14 protein-coding genes are annotated in these 15,828 nt (G+C 71.4%); 4 read left to right on the top strand and 10 right to left on the bottom strand.

Features of this window, described 5'->3' with window-relative positions:
- Window positions 1-13: 13 nt before the first annotated feature.
- Window positions 14-1,021: a selenide, water dikinase SelD gene (gene selD, locus ACFYZE_RS27880; RefSeq protein WP_388999631.1), complete on the top strand. Its 1,008-nt coding sequence runs from the start codon at window positions 14-16 to the stop codon at window positions 1,019-1,021.
- A 16-nt stretch (window positions 1,022-1,037) separates the two neighbouring features.
- On the opposite strand, the gene fdh is transcribed toward selD, so the two are convergent.
- The 7 genes from fdh to ctaD form a co-directional block, all read right to left on the bottom strand.
- Entirely contained in the window at window positions 1,038-4,298 is a 3,261-nt protein-coding gene (gene fdh / locus ACFYZE_RS27875; protein ID WP_388999628.1) for a formate dehydrogenase, read from the bottom strand.
- Window positions 4,299-4,303: 5 nt separating this feature from the next.
- Complete coding sequence (locus ACFYZE_RS27870; protein ID WP_388999625.1) at window positions 4,304-5,119, bottom strand: hemerythrin domain-containing protein; 816 nt, start codon at window positions 5,117-5,119, stop codon at window positions 4,304-4,306.
- An 84-nt stretch (window positions 5,120-5,203) separates the two neighbouring features.
- The gene (gene nrfD, locus ACFYZE_RS27865; RefSeq protein WP_388999622.1) at window positions 5,204-6,223 is read right to left on the bottom strand and encodes an NrfD/PsrC family molybdoenzyme membrane anchor subunit; all 1,020 of its coding nucleotides are present in this window, start codon (window positions 6,221-6,223) and stop codon (window positions 5,204-5,206) included.
- Window positions 6,220-7,266 carry a 4Fe-4S dicluster domain-containing protein gene (locus tag ACFYZE_RS27860; protein ID WP_388999619.1) on the bottom strand — a complete coding sequence of 349 codons (1,047 nt, stop codon included), beginning with the start codon at window positions 7,264-7,266 and terminating at the stop codon, window positions 6,220-6,222. The genes nrfD and ACFYZE_RS27860 overlap by 4 nt, the downstream gene beginning before the upstream one ends.
- A gap of 134 nt (window positions 7,267-7,400) precedes the next feature.
- Window positions 7,401-8,141 carry a DUF4142 domain-containing protein gene (locus tag ACFYZE_RS27855; protein WP_388999616.1) on the bottom strand — a complete coding sequence of 247 codons (741 nt, stop codon included), beginning with the start codon at window positions 8,139-8,141 and terminating at the stop codon, window positions 7,401-7,403.
- A gap of 132 nt (window positions 8,142-8,273) precedes the next feature.
- A complete protein-coding gene (locus ACFYZE_RS27850) occupies window positions 8,274-8,645 on the bottom strand; it encodes a hypothetical protein (protein WP_388999613.1) in 372 nt (123 codons plus the stop codon).
- The gene (gene ctaD / locus ACFYZE_RS27845; protein WP_388999610.1) at window positions 8,642-10,354 is read right to left on the bottom strand and encodes a cytochrome c oxidase subunit I; all 1,713 of its coding nucleotides are present in this window, start codon (window positions 10,352-10,354) and stop codon (window positions 8,642-8,644) included. Before ctaD ends, ACFYZE_RS27850 begins: the two co-directional genes overlap by 4 nt.
- Window positions 10,355-10,563: 209 nt before the next feature.
- Here ctaD and ACFYZE_RS27840 point away from each other — a divergent pair, with 209 nt between their 5' ends.
- Both ACFYZE_RS27840 and ACFYZE_RS27835 read left to right on the top strand, forming a co-directional pair.
- Entirely contained in the window at window positions 10,564-11,583 is a 1,020-nt protein-coding gene (locus ACFYZE_RS27840) for a YihY/virulence factor BrkB family protein (protein ID WP_388999607.1), read from the top strand.
- A gap of 133 nt (window positions 11,584-11,716) precedes the next feature.
- On the top strand, window positions 11,717-12,889 hold the full coding sequence (locus ACFYZE_RS27835) for an enolase C-terminal domain-like protein (protein WP_388999604.1): 1,173 nt from the start codon (window positions 11,717-11,719) through the stop codon (window positions 12,887-12,889).
- Between the two features lie 27 nt (window positions 12,890-12,916).
- Here ACFYZE_RS27835 and ACFYZE_RS27830 read toward each other — a convergent pair whose 3' ends face one another.
- The 3 genes from ACFYZE_RS27830 to ACFYZE_RS27820 form a co-directional block, all read right to left on the bottom strand.
- Window positions 12,917-13,678, bottom strand: a complete 762-nt coding sequence (locus ACFYZE_RS27830; RefSeq protein WP_388999772.1) for a ribonuclease BN — start codon at window positions 13,676-13,678, stop codon at window positions 12,917-12,919.
- Window positions 13,679-13,838: 160 nt separating this feature from the next.
- Complete coding sequence (locus ACFYZE_RS27825) at window positions 13,839-14,834, bottom strand: YbhN family protein (RefSeq protein ID WP_388999601.1); 996 nt, start codon at window positions 14,832-14,834, stop codon at window positions 13,839-13,841.
- A 181-nt stretch (window positions 14,835-15,015) separates the two neighbouring features.
- The gene (locus ACFYZE_RS27820) at window positions 15,016-15,303 is read right to left on the bottom strand and encodes a hypothetical protein (protein WP_388999598.1); all 288 of its coding nucleotides are present in this window, start codon (window positions 15,301-15,303) and stop codon (window positions 15,016-15,018) included.
- A 58-nt stretch (window positions 15,304-15,361) separates the two neighbouring features.
- Between ACFYZE_RS27820 and ACFYZE_RS27815 the strand changes: the two genes are divergently transcribed.
- Window positions 15,362-15,745 carry a hypothetical protein gene (locus ACFYZE_RS27815; RefSeq protein ID WP_388999595.1) on the top strand — a complete coding sequence of 128 codons (384 nt, stop codon included), beginning with the start codon at window positions 15,362-15,364 and terminating at the stop codon, window positions 15,743-15,745.
- Window positions 15,746-15,828: the final 83 nt, after the last annotated feature.

Here is a 15,828-nt window from a genome sequence, read left to right as displayed (position 1 = left end):
CCAGGAGACAGGTATGACACCGACCCGCCAAGAGACCGTCCGCCTCACGCAGTTCGCCCATGGCGGCGGCTGCGCCTGCAAGATCCCGCCCGGAGAGCTGGAGGAGGTGGTCGCGGGGCTGACCGTGCCACCGCTCGCCGGGGGCGACACCCCGCTGCTGGTCGGCCTCGCCACCGGCGACGACGCGGCCGTGGTCACCCACCGGGGAACGGCGATCGTCTGCACCGCCGACTTCTTCACCCCGGTCGTGGACGACCCCTACGACTGGGGGCGCATCGCCGCCGCCAACGCCCTGTCCGACGTGTACGCGATGGGCGGCCGGCCCGTGCTGGCCGTGAACCTCCTGGCCTGGCCGCGCGACCGGCTCCCGTTCGACCTGGCCCGCGAGGTGCTGCGCGGTGGACTGGACGTCGCCACCGAGGCGGGCTGCCACGTGGGCGGCGGGCACAGCGTGGACGACCCGGAACCGAAGTACGGCATGGCCGTCACCGGTGTCGCCGACCCCGAGCGGCTGCTGCGCAACGACGCCGGCCGGCCCGGACTGCCGCTGTCGCTGACCAAGCCCCTGGGCATCGGTGTGCTCAACAACCGGCACAAGGTCACCGGTGAACGGTTCGAGCAGGCCGTCGCCACGATGGCCGCCCTCAACCGGGACGCATCCCGGGCCGCCCTCGCCGCCGGGGCCACCTGTGCCACCGACGTCACCGGCTTCGGCCTCCTCGGCCATCTGCACAAGCTGGCCCGTGCCTCCGGTGTCACCGCCGTGGTCGACACCGCCGCCGTGCCCTACCTGGACGGCGCCCGGGAAGCCGTACGGGACGGTTACGTCAGCGGAGGCACCCGGCGCAACCTCGAATGGGTCGCCCCGCACACCGACTTCGGGGACACGGACGCCGACACCCGCCTGCTGCTGGCCGACGCGCAGACCTCCGGCGGCCTGCTCGTCGCCGGGGAGGTACCCGGCGCGCCGGTGATCGGGGAACTCGTCCCGCGCGGAACGCACTCGGTGGTACTCAAGTGAGCTCCACGACGGTGGTTCAGACCTCCGTACCGGTGTGGTCGTCGATGCCGGCCCGGGCCCGGTAGGCGCGCACCAGCTCGACGGCCGCCGGGCCCCTGGGACGCCGGCCGGGCCGGATGTCGACGGCGAACGCCTTCGTCTCCTGGATGTGGGTGTTGGGGTCGAGGGACATGTGCACCAGCTCGTTGGCCGCGTCGCCCGTGCTGTAGCCGTTCGGCCCCCAGTGGTAGGGCAGACCGACCTGGTGCAGAGTGCGGCCGTGCACGGTCAGCGGCGGTACCCGGTCGGTCACCAGCACCCGCGCCTCGATGACGTTCCGGGCGCTGACGATCGTCGCCCAGCCGGTGTGCTCCAGGCCGCGCTCGGCGGCGAGTTCGGGTGACACCTCGCAGAAGAACTCCGGCTGCAACTCGGCCAGGTAGGGCTGCCAGCGCGACATGCCGCCCGCGGTGTGGTGCTCGGTGAGCCGGTAGGTGGTGGCGACGTACGGGAACACCTCTGTGCCCGGCTCGTCGCCGCTGGGCTGGTAGCGGTTGTCCGGGTGCGTCGGCAGCAACTGCCGTACGGGATTGCGCTGCTGGGGGTACAGCAGGTTGGTGAAGGGCGAGTCCTGCGGCTCGTAGTGCGTGGGAAGCGGCCCGTCGGTGAGCCCGGAGGGCACGAACAGCCAGGCCTTGCCGTCGGCCTGCATGATGAACGCGTCGGTGCCCGACAGCGCCTCGGCGCCCGTGGCGTCCGGCGGAGGCTGGTGATACGGGGACTTGTTGTTCGCGAAGTCGGGGATGTCGTGGCCCACCCACAGCGCCTTGTCCTCGTCCCACCACACCAGTGCCTTGCGCTCGCTCCACGGCTTGCCGTCCGGGTCCGCGGAGGCGCGGTTGTAAAGGATGCGGCGGTTGGCCGGCCAGGCCCAGCCCCACTCGCTCGCCACCCAGTCCTGCTGCTTGCCCGGCTTACGGCGCGCCGCCTGGTTCACGCCGTCGGCGTAGACCCCGCAGTAGATCCAGCAGCCGCAGGCGGTGGAACCGTCGTCGTTCAGCTGCTCGTAGGACGCCAGCGGGTTGCCCTCGGCGTCGTAGCCGTTGATCTCCGCGAGAACCGCCTCCGCCTCCGGTTCGGCGATCTCGCCCTTCGTGGGGTAGTCCCAGGTCAGGTCCAGCACCGGGCGGTCCATCCCGTCGGCCGACCCGGCGAGCTTCTCCCGGATGATGCGGCCGAGGTGGTAGGTGAACCACAGGTCGCTGCGCGCCTCGCCGGGCGGTTCGACCGCCTGGTGGTGCCACTGCAGCAGACGCTGGGTGTTGGTGAACGTGCCGTCCTTCTCGGTGTGCGCGGCGGCCGGCAGGAAGAACACCTCGGCGCGGATGTCCTCCGTGCGCAGCTCACCCGTCTCGATCTCCGGGCCGTCCTTCCACCAGGTGGCCGACTCGATCAGGGAGAAGTCGCGTACGACCAGCCAGTCGAGGTTGGCCATGCCCAGGCGCTGCATCTTGGAGTTGGCCGAGCCGACCGCCGGGTTCTCGCCCATCAGGAAGTAGCCCCTGCAGGTTCCCTCCAGCTGGGCCATCACCGTCTCGTAGGTCGAGTGGGAGCCCGTCAGACGCGGCAGGTAGTCGAAGCAGAAGTCGTTGCCGGGGGTGGCGGCATCGCCCCAGTACGCCTTGAGCAGGCTCACCAGGTAGGAGCGCATGTTGCCCCAGTAGCCCTTGTGGGCCGCCTCGGCCTCGATGAAGGCGTCGAGGTCCTCGTTCTTGTGCGCGTGCGGCATCGGGATGTACCCGGGCAGCAGGTTGAACAGGGTCGGGATGTCCGTCGAACCCTGGATGGAGGCGTGCCCGCGCAGGGCGAGGATGCCTCCACCCGGCCGGCCGATGTTGCCGAGCAGGCTCTGCAGCACGGCGGCCGCGCGGATGTACTGCACACCCACGGTGTGCTGTGTCCAGCCGACCGCGTAGGCGAAGGCGGTGGTCCGCTCGCGTCCGGAGTTCTCCGTCACCAGTTCGCACACCTGGCGGAACAGGTCCTGCGGCACCCCGCAGATCCGCTCCACCATCTCCGGTGTGTAGCGGGCGTAGTGGCGCTTGAGCACCTGGAAGACACAGCGCGGGTGGGTCAGTGTCTCGTCGCGTTCGGGCTCGCCCTCCGGGATCGCGGCGCCGCCCGCACCGTGGGCCTCACCGCGCGCCGCCTCCGACACCGAGCGGCCGCCACGGGTGCGCTCCTCGTACTCCTGGTCGCGCTCGCCGGAGGCCGCCTGGGTCTCCGTGCCCTCGTACTGCCAGCTGCTGTTGTCGTAGCTGCGGCTGTCGGCGTCCAGACCCGAGAAGACGCCGTCGAGGTCCTCGGTGTCCCGGAAGTCCTCCCGCAGCACCACCGGCGCGTTGGTGTACGCCACGATGTAGTCGCGGAAGTACTTCTCGTTGCTCAGGACGTAGTTGACGATCCCGCCGAGGAAGGCGATGTCCGAGCCCGCGCGCAGCGGCACATGGAGGTCGGCCAGCGCGCTGGTGCGGGTGAACCGCGGGTCGACGTGGATCACCTTCGCCCCGCGGGCCTTGGCCTCCATCACCCACTGGAACCCGACCGGATGGCACTCGGCCATGTTCGAGCCCTGGATGACGATGCAGTCGGAGTTCTGCAGGTCCTGCTGGAAGGTGGTCGCGCCGCCGCGGCCGAACGAGGTTCCCAGACTGGGAACGGTGGAGGAGTGTCAAACACGCGCCTGGTTCTCGATCTGAATCGCTCCCAGGGCGGTGAACAGCTTCTTGATCAGGTAGTTCTCTTCATTGTCGAGGGTCGCCCCGCCGAGGCTCGCGATGCCGAGCGTGCGCCGGGTACGGATCCCGTCGACCTCCCACTGCCAGCCGGCCCGGCGCGCCGCGATCACCCGGTCGGCGATCATGTCCATCGCGGTGTCGAGGTCGAGACGTTCCCACTCGGTGCCGTACGGGCGCCGGTACAGGACGTGGTGCTCGCGCGCGTCGCCGGTGGTCAGCTGCAGGCTCGCCGCGCCCTTCGGGCACAGACGGCCGCGGGAGATGGGGGAGTCGGGGTCGCCCTCGATCTGAGTGACCCGCTCGTCCTCGACGTAGACGTTCTGGCCGCAGCCCACGGCGCAGTACGGGCAGACCGACTTGACCACCCGTTCGGCGGTGGCCACCCGGGGCGTGAGCCGCGCGCTGGCGGCGCTCTTGGCGGCGGCCCCGCGGCCCAGCGGGTCGGTGCCCTTGAGCTGGCGGTAGACCGGCCAGGAGTCGATCCATGTGCGTACGCCCATGTCTGCTACTCCTCCCGCTCGGTTCCTCGTCGTGCGGCCTCCCAGGCGCGGACGACGCCGGACCCCAGACGTTCCCGGTCCGCCTGCGGAAGATTCTCCCGCAGGCGGGCGAACACGGCATCCTCGAACGCCACGTGCCGGCGGAGTCGGTCCACGAGTTCCTCGACCAGGTCGTCGAAGTCCTCCGTGTCCGGGGACGCCTCGCTCAGGGCCGTGAGGGTGCCGGTGCCCTCCCGTTCCTGCTGCAGTCCCTGATCCGCCAGACGGTCCCCGTCGTCGAGCGCCTCCCGTACGGCCGGCCAGAGGTGGCGCTGCTCGGCCGGCTCATGACTCCGCAACGCCTCGGCGACCAGGCCGACCAGGGATCCCCTGCGCGACCGCTGGGCGTTCGAGCCGCCCTTCTTGGCGCCCGGCAGCGCCTGCACCTGCTTCAGCAGAGCCGTCACCCGGTCGTGGTCGCGCGTCAGCACCGTGGTCAGTTCGTGCACGTCACCGGGAGCCCGCTCGCCCGGGGGACGGAGATCCCGCTGTTCGGCCGCCCGCCGCATCTGCCGGTCGGCGGCGGCGCGGTGCCTGACCCACTGGCGCACGGCGTCCTTGCCGGTGGGGTTCTCGGCCGGCGGGTTGGACAGGTGCTGGGTGGACTCCCGGGGCATTCCGGGGCGGTGCTGCTCCGCGGTGGTGAGGGTGCCGCCGCCGTCCGCGGGCAGTCCCGTCGCGATCAGGAAGGCCTGCCCCGCGGGTATGCCGAGCCGCCGGGCGGCCTCCTCGTAGTCGAGGCCGTCCGAGAGCAGGTCCAACACCTGGCTCCGGCTGGGCATGACGTCCATCTCCTTCCGGCCCGGCTGGTCCTGGGTACCCGCCGCGCGGCCGGTGAAACGGCCGCCCTGCCGGGCGCCGGGCCGTCAGCGACCGCGGGCGTCCAGCCGTTCCCGCTGCGGTACGACCGTGTACTTGGGGTCCTCGGCGGACACCACACCGGCGTGGAACACGGCGAACCGCAGGGCCGCCGAGCCGGCCAGCAGCGCCGCGCCCGCCATCGCCGACAGACGGCGGCCCGGACGCCGGTCCGCCAGGGCCGCCAGCGCGGCGCCGCCCGCCGTGAGCGCCTCCGCGGCCCGCAGCAGCGTACGGGGCCTGCCCTGCTCGTACGGCTCCGCCGCCAGGCCCGTGCGCCGCTTCATCAGCCGGAAGGCGCCGAGTTCCAGGGCGGCACCCAGTACCGCCATACGGCGCGCGGGCCCCGCCTGCGCCGCCGGGGCGCCGACCAGGCCCAGTCCGGCCGCCGCGCTCGCGGCGGACCCCGCGAACACGAACGGCATCTCGCGGTAGCCCTCGTGCCACGAAGGCACCGCCGTGTCGGAGATCAGGACGGCGGTGTAGGTGGCGACCGCCGGACCCAGGACGGCCGCGCCCGCCGCGGCGGCGGCCCCGGCCATGCGGTAGCGGCCCGCGACGTCGGTGGCCGCGGCGGCCACCGTCAGCGGCGCGTAACCGGCCAGCAGCCAGGAGCCGACGCTCATCGGTGAGGTCGGCTTGAATACGCGGAGCATGTTGACGAAGCGGGCCGGGCGCCCCAGGTCGTGCACGAGCGCGGCCAGCGACAGGGAGATCGCGCCCGCGGCGCCCAGTTTCGCGGTACGGGCCAGCGCCGGCCGCCCGGTGGCCTGGCCCCCGGCGGCGAGCAGCGACGACGCGCCCGCGAGGCCACCGAGGTAGAGGTAGCCCGCGATGTCGAGGGGTTTCCAGACCGGCTTGTTGAGGATCGGTTTGCCGTAGTAGGAGGAGAACCGTGCCTCGGGCACCATGGCCCGCTCACCGCGCCCGCGACGTCGCCGACGGCGTCCGGTGTCCGCGCCGGTGACAGCCTCGCGTCCGGGGCGGGCCCCCTCCACGCCGTCGCGGGTGACGTCCGATCCGGTCATCGTGGCCTCCTGGCGAAGCTGACGGCGGCCAGCGCCGCGAGCGATGCGGCAGCCGCCGCCGCGTGCCGCCACATCGAGGGCAGGTCCCGGGTGGTGACGACCGGGTCAGGCGGCAGACCGTAGACCTCCGGCTCGTCCAGCAGCAGGAAGAACGCGCCGTCGCCGCCGACACCGTCCTCGGGGCTCTCGCCGTACAGGCGGGCATCGGTGACGCCGGCGGCGTGCAGCCGGGCGACCCGGGCGGCGGCGCGTTCGCGCAGCTCGTCGAGCGGGCCGAACTGGATGGACTCGGTGGGGCAGGACTTGGCGCACGCCGGTTCCATCCCGACACCGAGGCGGTCGTAGCACAGGGTGCACTTCCACACCCGCCCGTCCCGGGGACGCTGGTCGATGACGCCGTACGGGCAGGCGGGCACGCAGTATCCACAGCCGTTGCAGATGTCCTCCTGGACCACCACCGTGCCGAACTCCGTCCGGAACAGCGAGCCGGTCGGGCACACGTCGAGACAGGCGGCGTGAGTGCAGTGCTTGCAGACGTCCGAGGCCATCAGCCACCGGAGTTCGGTGCGTCCGTCCGGCGACACGGGCGAGATCTCCCCGGCCGGTGCGCCGGGGGGTGCCGAGCCGGGCGTGGGTGCCGTGGCTCCCGGGCCGGGGGAGGAGGGGGAGGTGCCGAGGCTCCGGGCGGCGTCGAACACGTCGACGTCCTGGTGACCGGCACCGGGCTCCTGACCGCCGAGCGGTTTGCGCTGCTCGACGAAGGCCACGTGCCGCCAGGTGTCCGCGCCCAGCCCCTGGGTGTTGTCGTAGGACATGCCGGTCAGTTCCAGGCCGTCCTCGGGTACGGAGTTCCACTCCTTGCACGCCACCTCGCACGCCTTGCAGCCGATGCACACGGAGGTGTCCGTGAAGAAACCCATGCGCGGCGGGGTGTCGGTGTACCCGGCCGCCTTCGCCACGTCGGGTTGCGGACCGAAGAGCAGGTTGGCGCGCACGGCATCCTCGCCTGCCCCGCCGGCCTCCGCGGCGCTGCCACGCGTCATGCCCCGACCTCCTAGGCCCTGTCGTCACCGGCACCCGTCGGGCCCGGCGCTCACTCGCCTTTCGAGCCTGGCACGAGTCCCCCGGGCGCGCTCGCCGGAAACACCCTCGGGGGATTCCGTGGCGCGGGCGGACGTCAGTTGGCCGACGGACTGGGCGTGGGGGAGGCCGTGTTGATGTTCAGGTCCGGGCGCGGAGTGAGGACGACCATCGGCTCTCCGGGCTGGGGCGCCGGCGGGGTGAGCTGGTCCTTGGGGAGCTTGGGCGGGGTCGTCTGCTGGAAGTTGGCCTGGTCGAAGTTGACCGTGCCCGTCTTCTCCATCATGGTCAGGTGGTCCAGGACGGTGTCGTTGGCCAGGTCGGCGAGCTGACGCACCAGCGTGTTCTTGGTGGTGGCGCGGACCTTGGCTATCACCGGGAAGATCTGGCCGTGGGTCACCCGCATGATGTTGGCGGCGGTGGAGTCGAACTCCTTGCCGTTCGCGGCCTGCGCGGTCGCCACGAACTGCTGCTGTTGCGGTGTCGCCCGGTTGGGCAGGGTGATGCCCAGCTCCGGGGCGATCTTGCGGCACAACTCGTCGAGTCCGGCGTGCCCGACGATCAGGTGCTTGCCGGCTTCCCGCATCTCCGGCGACGCGCCCTTCTGCAGCGAGATCTCGCCCAGGGGGTACTCCCACAGCCCCGCGGAGCGCACCTTGACGACGAAGTCGCGGTCGGACTCGGTCAGCGGCCCGTACTGGGTGTTGGCGATGACGCGGTCCGGAGAGCTGGACGTGGTCTGGACGCCGAGCATGGCGGGGTAGGCGAGGGCGGTGAGGGTCAGGCCCAGCGCCCCGGCCACGAAGAGGGTTCCTGCGATGTTGCGGGATATGGGCATGCTGCCTCCATGCGCGAGCGGCTTGTACAGCAGGAAGTACGTAGGCGCCAGCCGCATCGATCATTGCTTTGGGAAAAACTTGTCCAGCCCCCTGTGCCGTGCATCACAGGGGGAGGTGTGCGGGAGATGTGCTCAGCGTGTCAGGGGGGACAGGGCCGTGATCAGGCCTGCGATGACGAGGAGGGCGCAGGCGCACGCCGCGTGGGCCTTGAACAGGGCGCGCCGCAGCGCGGCGTACCGGGCCTCGTATTCGTCCCGCAGCTGCCGGGCGCGCCGGGCGATGGTGGCCAGCGTCTGGCGGGTGATGTCGAGACGCTGGCTGACGTAGTGGCGCACCAGGTCCTCGGCCTGTGCGGTCGTCAGCCAGGGGAGCCGGGCGCACAGGGCCTCGGCTTCGCGGTGCGCCCTGTCGTACTCGGCGTGGGCGAGCAGGTAACCCTCGACTTCGGCGGCGAGGGCGGGGCCCTCGGCGTGCGGTGCCCTGTCGTCCGGTGCGGCGCTCACCGCGGGGGCCCCTGGTGCCCCGGTGCCTCGATGACGTCGCGCTTGCCGGTGTAGGCCGCGTAGTCGATCTCGGCCAGATCGGGGTGGTGCAGGTCGAAGGCGGGGGACTCGGAGCGGATCCGGGGCAGGGTGGTGAAGTTGTGGCGTGGCGGTGGGCAGGAGGTCGCCCACTCCAGCGAGCGGCCGTAACCCCAGGGGTCGTCGACCTGGACGCGCTCGCCGTACTGCGCGGTCTTCCACACGTTGTACAGGAACGGCAGGGTGGACAGGCCCAGCAGGAAGGCGCCGATGCTGGAGACCGTGTTCAGCCAGGTGAAGCCGTCGGCGGCCAGGTAGTCGGCGTAGCGGCGGGGCATGCCCTCGGCGCCGAGCCAGTGCTGGACCAGGAACGTGGTGTGGAAGCCGACGAAGAGCGTCCAGAAGTGGATGTACTCCAGGCGGTGGTTGAGCATGGTGCCGGTCATCTTCGGCCACCAGAAGCTGAATCCGCCGAACATGGCGAACACGATGGTGCCGAAGAGAACGTAGTGGAAGTGCGCGATCACGAAGTAGCTGTCGGTGACTTCCCAGTCGAGCGGCGGCGAGCCCAGAATCACGCCGGTCAGCCCGCCGAAGAGGAAGGTGACGAGGAAGCCGGCCGCCCACAGCATCGGCGGCTCGAAGGACAGCGAGCCCTGCCACATGGTGCCGACCCAGTTGAAGAACTTCACGCCGGTCGGCACGGCGATGAGGTAGGTCAGCAACGAGAAGAACGGCAGCAGCACGGCCTGGGTGGCGAACATGTGGTGGGCCCACACCGTTACCGAGAGGCCGGCGATCGAGATCGTCGCACCGACCAGGCCCATGTAGCCGAAGATCGGTTTGCGGGCGAAGACGGGGATGATCTCGGTGATCACGCCGAAGAACGGCAGGGCGAGGATGTAGACCTCAGGATGCCCGAAGAACCAGAACAGGTGCTGCCACAGGACCGACCCGCCGTTGGCCGGATCGAAGACATGGGCGCCGAAGCGGCGGTCGGCTTCCAACGCGAAGAGGGCGGCGGCCAGCACGGGGAAGGCGAACAGGACCAGGACCGAGGTCAGCAGCACGTTCCAGGTGAAGATCGGCATCCGGAACATCGTCATGCCGGGGGCGCGCATGCACACGATCGTGGTGAGGAAGTTGACCGCACCCAGGATGGTCCCGAACCCCGCCAGTGCCAGCCCCATGATCCACAGGTCGCCACCGACCTGGACGGTGCGTTCGGGGCCGCTGAGCGGGGTGTAGGCCGTCCAGCCGAAGTCCGCCGCCCCGTTGGGGGTGAGCAAGCTGCTCAGCACGATCAGCGCGCCGAACAGGAACAGCCAGTACGACAGCATGTTCAGCCGCGGGAAGGCGACGTCGGGCGAGCCGATCTGCAGCGGCATGACCGCGTTGGCGAAGCCGGCGAAGGTCGGGGTGGCGAACAGCAGCAGCATGATCGTGCCGTGCATCGTGAACAGCTGGTTGTACTGCTCCTTGGACACGATCTGCAGGCCCGGGCGTGCCAGCTCCGCACGGATCAGCAGCGCCATGACCCCGCCGATCAGGAAGAAGACGAACGATGTGATCAGGTACAGGTGCCCGATCTTCTTGTGGTCCGTCGTCGTCAGCCACGCCACGACCACGCGCCCCGGGTGGCGACGCCCCTCGACCGGTACGAGGGTGGCCGGCTCCGTCTGTGCGGTCATCGAAACAACTCCAGATACGGGAAAAGCCGCGAATGGGAATTACGCGGTCAAAGATCCCGTAACCGTGCTTGTTGCGCACGCGCATGCGGCTGAATGGCTCCTCGTGTCGGTCAGCCGTCAAGTGGCGGGTGCATGCCATTCGGCATATCCTCGCCACCAGGAAGCCATGTAGTGCCGGCGGGTGCCCGGCGGAGCGCACGAGGCAGACCATGGGAGTCGCGGCCCGCGTGGACGCGTACCAGCGGCGCCACCGCTGGGCGGGGCTGCCGCTCGCCGTGCTGTACAAGTTCTACGACGACCAGGCGACCTATCTCGCCGCGGTCCTCACCTACTACTCGTTCCTGTCGCTGTTCCCGCTGCTGCTGATCCTCGTCTCCGTCCTCGGCACGCTGCTCAGCGGCAACCCCCAGCTGCGGGAACGCGTGCTGAACTCCGCGCTCAGCGAATTCCCCGTCATCGGCGACCAGCTCGGCGAGAACATCCACTCCTTCCACGGCAGCGGCGTCGCCCTCGTGGTGGGCGTGTTGGGCAGCCTCTACGGCGCCCTGGGCGTGGCCCAGGCCGCACAGCACGCGCTGAACAAGATCTGGGCCGTGCCACGGCACGCGCGCCCCGATCCGTTCCGGTCTCGGCTCAGGGGCCTGCTGTTCCTGTCGATCCTCGCGCTCGGGCTGTGCCTGACCACGGGGCTGTCCGTCGCGGAGTCGCGGGCGAGCGTCTTCGGCGCCCGGCTGGAGACCGGCGTCAGAGTCGCCGCCGCGGCCGCGGCCGTCGTCCTCAACGCGGCTCTGCTGCTGCTCATCTACCGGACCCTGATCCGGCGCCGGCTGCCGCTGCGCCGTCTGTTCGGCGCCGTCCTCGGCGGCGCCTTCGCCTGGCAGCTGCTGCAGTGGGGCGGCTCCTACTACGTCAGCAAGGTGCTGCACGGCGCCACGGCCACCTACGGCCTGTTCGGCATCGTCCTCGGTCTGCTGGCCTGGCTCTACCTCGGCGCACTGATCTTCCTCATGACGGCCGAGGTCAGCGTGGTCCGGATCATGCGGCTGTGGCCGCGCAGCCTGCTGACCCCGTTCACCGACCGGGTGCAGCTCACTCCGGCCGACCGGCGGGCCTACCAGTCGTACGCGGCCACCGAGGCCTTCAAGGGCTTCCAGAAGATCAGGGTCCGCTTCGGTCCGCCCCCGAGCCCGCCCTCGGACTCCGACGACCCTCCCGAGACGGCAGGCTGACCGCCGGGCGGCGGCCGTGCGTGCGGGTTGTGGCGCCTGCGACGTGAGGGTGGCCGCGTCGCCCGTGCCGTTTACGCGCCCCCCGAGAGGGTCACTCATCGTGTCGGCAGAGGTGCGTGGCGAGGGAGCAGACATGACGTTGGACGCCACCACGGGGACTGACCACGGGACCCACGGCCCGGCGCCGGCCGAGTTCCGCATCGACGCGGTCGACGTGCACGCCTTCGAGGTGCCCACCGACGGCCCGGACGGCAAGGAGCAGGACGGAACGCTGGACTGGGAGTCCACCACGGTCGTCCTGGTCCGGGTCCACGCCGGCGGGCGGACCGGACTGGGGTACACCTACGGGGACGTGTCGGCCGCCTCGTTCGTCGAATCCAAGCTGGCGCCTGCGATCAAGGGCCAGGACGCGACCTCGCCGCCGGCCCTGTGGCAGCGGATGGGCGTGCGGATCCGCAACGCCGGGCGTCCGGGCGTCGGAGCCATGGCGGTGTCCGCCGTCGACGTGGCGCTGTGGGACCTCAAGGCGAGGCTGCTGGGGCTGCCCCTGGTCCGGCTGCTCCCGGCCTACCACGACCGCGTGCCCGTCTACGGCAGCGGCGGCTTCACCAACTACTCGCCGGCCCGCCTCACCGACCAGCTCACCGGATGGGTGGAGCAGGGCATCCCGCGCGTCAAGCTGAAGACCTCGCGGGAACCCGAGCGCGACCCGCTGCGGCTGACCGCGGTGCGCAAGGCGATCGGTGACGAGCCCGAGCTGTTCACCGATGCCAACGGAGCGCTCGGCCGCAAGGAGGCGCTCCACTGGGCGCGCCGTTTCCACGACGAGTGGGACGTGCGCTGGTTCGAGGAACCCGTCAGCTCCGCCGACCTGGAAGGACTGCGCCTGCTGCGCGAGCGCGGACCGGAACGACTCGAGATCGCCGCGGGCGAGTACGCCTACACGATGCGGGACTTCGTCAACCTCGTGGAGCGCCCCGCGGTGGACTGCCTCCAGGCGGACGTCACCCGCTGCGGCGGCATCACCGGCGTCCTGGAGGTGGCGGGCCTCTCGGCGGCCCATGACCTCGACCTGTCGGCGCACTGCGCCCCGGCGGTGTCCGCGCACGCCTTCTGCGCCGTACGACGGCTGCGGCACCTGGAGTACTTCCACGACCACGTACGGGTAGAGGACCTGCTGTTCGACGGCACCCTGTCGCCCGCGGACGGCGCCCTGCGACCGGACACCGGACGCCCGGGGCTCGGACTGGACGTCAAGTGGGCCGACGCCGAGCCGTACCGCGTGTACGGGGTGCGGCCGGCTTGAACCGCGGCAGGTGCGGTGGCGGACCGATCAGTGCGTGATGTGCGACCGCCAGTGGTGTTCGCAGAACCAGCGGCCGAACAGCGCACCGCCGAAGACCACGAACCCGACACCGGTCAGCCAGGACTCCAGTACGAGGACGACTCCGAGAGGTCCGTAACTGACCGCGTTGCTGACGATGAGCGGCGTGAAGACGAGATAGGAGAAGACCCGCAGACCGATCAGCCCGACCACGGTGGCGAGCGCGCCCGGCAGCAGCTGTCGCCAGCGGACCTGACCGCCCAGGAGGAAGCGCTGGCCCCACCAGAAGAACAGCACGCCGGTCGCCAGGGACGCCACGACCCGCAGCCATCCGTGCAACGCCAGACGTGTCTGCACCTCCTGGTAGAGGTAGGCGGTGAGCACGATCAGCCAGGTGGCCTGGCGCCAGATGCGGTGCCACGGGCCGGGAGGCAGGTTCCAGATCCGCTCGTACCCGTTCTGGACGCTCCCGCCGAAGGACACCCCGAACACGGCGAGCAGAATCCCGCCCCACACGCTGGTCGCGCTGATCACCTTGCGCGGCGCGGTGGTGATGTCGGTGACCACGTGCGCGGACCGGCCGGACAACCCCATGCCGTCGACCAGCCACGTCGTGAAGCCCCCGTGCGCCAGGGGGTCGGCGGCCGCCACCACGATGAGCAGGGGCGCCAGCGTCACCAGGGCCAGAGTGGCGAAGCCGAGGGCGCGGTGCATCAGCTCCAGTTCACGGCCGCGCCGGACCAGGTCGTACGTCTTGAGCCGGTCCCACATGTGGTGCACGGCCTGCCGGATCAGTTTCACGGCCCGCTCCGCGATCATCCTCCCGCTCCTTGGGTGCCCCGCCGATGCATGACGGGTGATCGGGGGGCGGGGGGACAAACGTGGGACGGCACGGGGGGACCCCGCTGCGCCCTGACGGCTCTCCCCCGGATCACAGCACCTTGCGCTGCACCAGGGCCGCGAGGGCCAAGGCGCCCGGGAGCAGCGGCAGCCAGACCGTCAGGACCCGGTAGCCGATCACGGTGGCGGTGGCCAGGTCCACCGGTGCGCCGTACGCGACCAGGGTGACCACCAGCGCCGCGTCGACCGGGCCGATGCCGCCCGGTGCGGGGACGGCCCCCGCCGCCGTGCTCGCGGCAAGGAAGGCGAAGATCATCTGCGGCCAGGACACGGGCAGGCCCAGCGCCGCACCGACCGAGGCCACCACACTCGCCTGGAGCACCGGGGCGGCGGCCGAACCGCCCCACAGGGCCAGGACCCGGCTGGGCCGCGTGTGCAGCAGCCGCGCGTCGGTCAGGGCGGTGCGGGCGAAGCCGAGCGTCGCCCGGCGCAGCGGACGCAGGGCCGTCAGGAGCACTGCGGCCGCGCCGACACCGAGGGTCGCCCCTGCGGCCACCAGGAGCAACGTCCCCTCGTCCGGGACGAGTCGGCCGAGCCTCAGCATCTTGGGGAACGCCAGGACGAAGACCAGGAGCACCAGCGTTTTCGCGATCGGTTTGACCAGTGAGTACAGGGCGAGGGAAGCGGTGGCCCGGGCGAGGGGGATGCCGCGGGCCTGCAGGAACCGCAGGGTGACGGCATGGGCGCCGATGCTCGCCGGCAGCACGTGGTTGGCCGCCCCGGCGGCGAACTGGGACGCGAGCAGCGGCAGCGGCGGAAGCCGCTCCGGTACGGCGCCCTGGCGGGCGCACGCCGCGGTCACCCAGCCCAGGCAGGTGAAGAAGACCCCGGCCAGCAGCCACCAGGGGTCGGCGGAAGCCAACCGTGCCGTGCCGTCGCGCACGGCACGCCAGTCGGCCGCCGCCCACGCCCCGATCAGCAGGAGCGGGACCAGGCTCAGGGCGCGGCGGGCCAGGCGCGCGTACGAAAGGGAGCGGGCGGGGGCGGGGAGCGTTCGGGAGAGGTCGTCGAGCGGGAGCAGGGACACGGCGCACATCGTCCTTCCCCATCACTCCCGCGGCTACGCGGCGGACGGACGCAAGGCGAGGCAGGGGGACGCGAGCAACGTTCCCGCCCGGTGTGACGGCACGGTGTCCGGGAGGCGAAGGTCCGTCGGCGGGCGGACGACCGGCCGAGGGCCCGCCGTCCCGCGCCCGCGGCGTCCGCCGTCACTTCGAACTGGAGAACCGGGCGAGCGGCCCCTTGTGCCGGAGCACGGCGTAGCCGATGCCGAGCCCCAGAGCCACCGGCGCCTCGAGAGCGCCCACGACGGCCAGCGCGCCGAGACCCAGGTACAGGGGCAGGCCGTGCGCTGCGGGCAGGACCCGGCGCGCGGCGGCAACCGGAACCGCGACGGCGTCGACCGCCCAGGTGGCGGCCTCGCCGAGCGAGGGGACGGTCAGCGTGATCGTGCGCCCGCCCGAGGCGGCGGGCGGCTTCCTCTCCGGCCGTCTCACGGCCGACTGCCGTACGACCGGCCGAGTCGCGACGGCCTGCCTCACGGTCGCCTGTCTCGTGGTCGCCTGTCGCGCTGCGGCCTGTCTCGTGGTCGCCTGTCTCGTCGTCGGCCGTTTCGCGGACGACTGTCGTGCGACCGGCCGTTTCGCGGACGACTGTCGTGCGACCGGCCGTTTCACGGACGACTGTCGTGCGGACGACCTCGTCGTCGCCTGGCTCGTCGACTGTCTCGTCCTCGACGGTGTCGCGGCCGCCTGTCGTGTCGTCGCCGGCCTTGTCGCCGGCTGTCTTCCGGTCGGCTGTCTTGTGGTCGGCTGTGTCGCGTCCGGCTGTCCGGCGACCGGCCGTCGCACGGCCGACGAGGCGGCGGAGCGCTGCCTCGTGCGCGCCGCGGCGGAGGGCTGCCCCGCCTTCGTGCTGCTCGTCAGAGTGCGTCTCTGAGCGGTCTTCACCGGGCGCTTCTGCGTGGACTTTCGCGCGGTCTTCGGCGTGGTCACGGTTCACATCCGTTCGTGGGTCCGGGA

Origin of the sequence: Streptomyces sp. NPDC001796 (assembly GCF_042892355.1) — a bacterium.
Lineage (GTDB): Bacteria > Actinomycetota > Actinomycetes > Streptomycetales > Streptomycetaceae > Streptomyces.
This window is presented reverse-complemented; position numbering and strand designations above follow the sequence as displayed.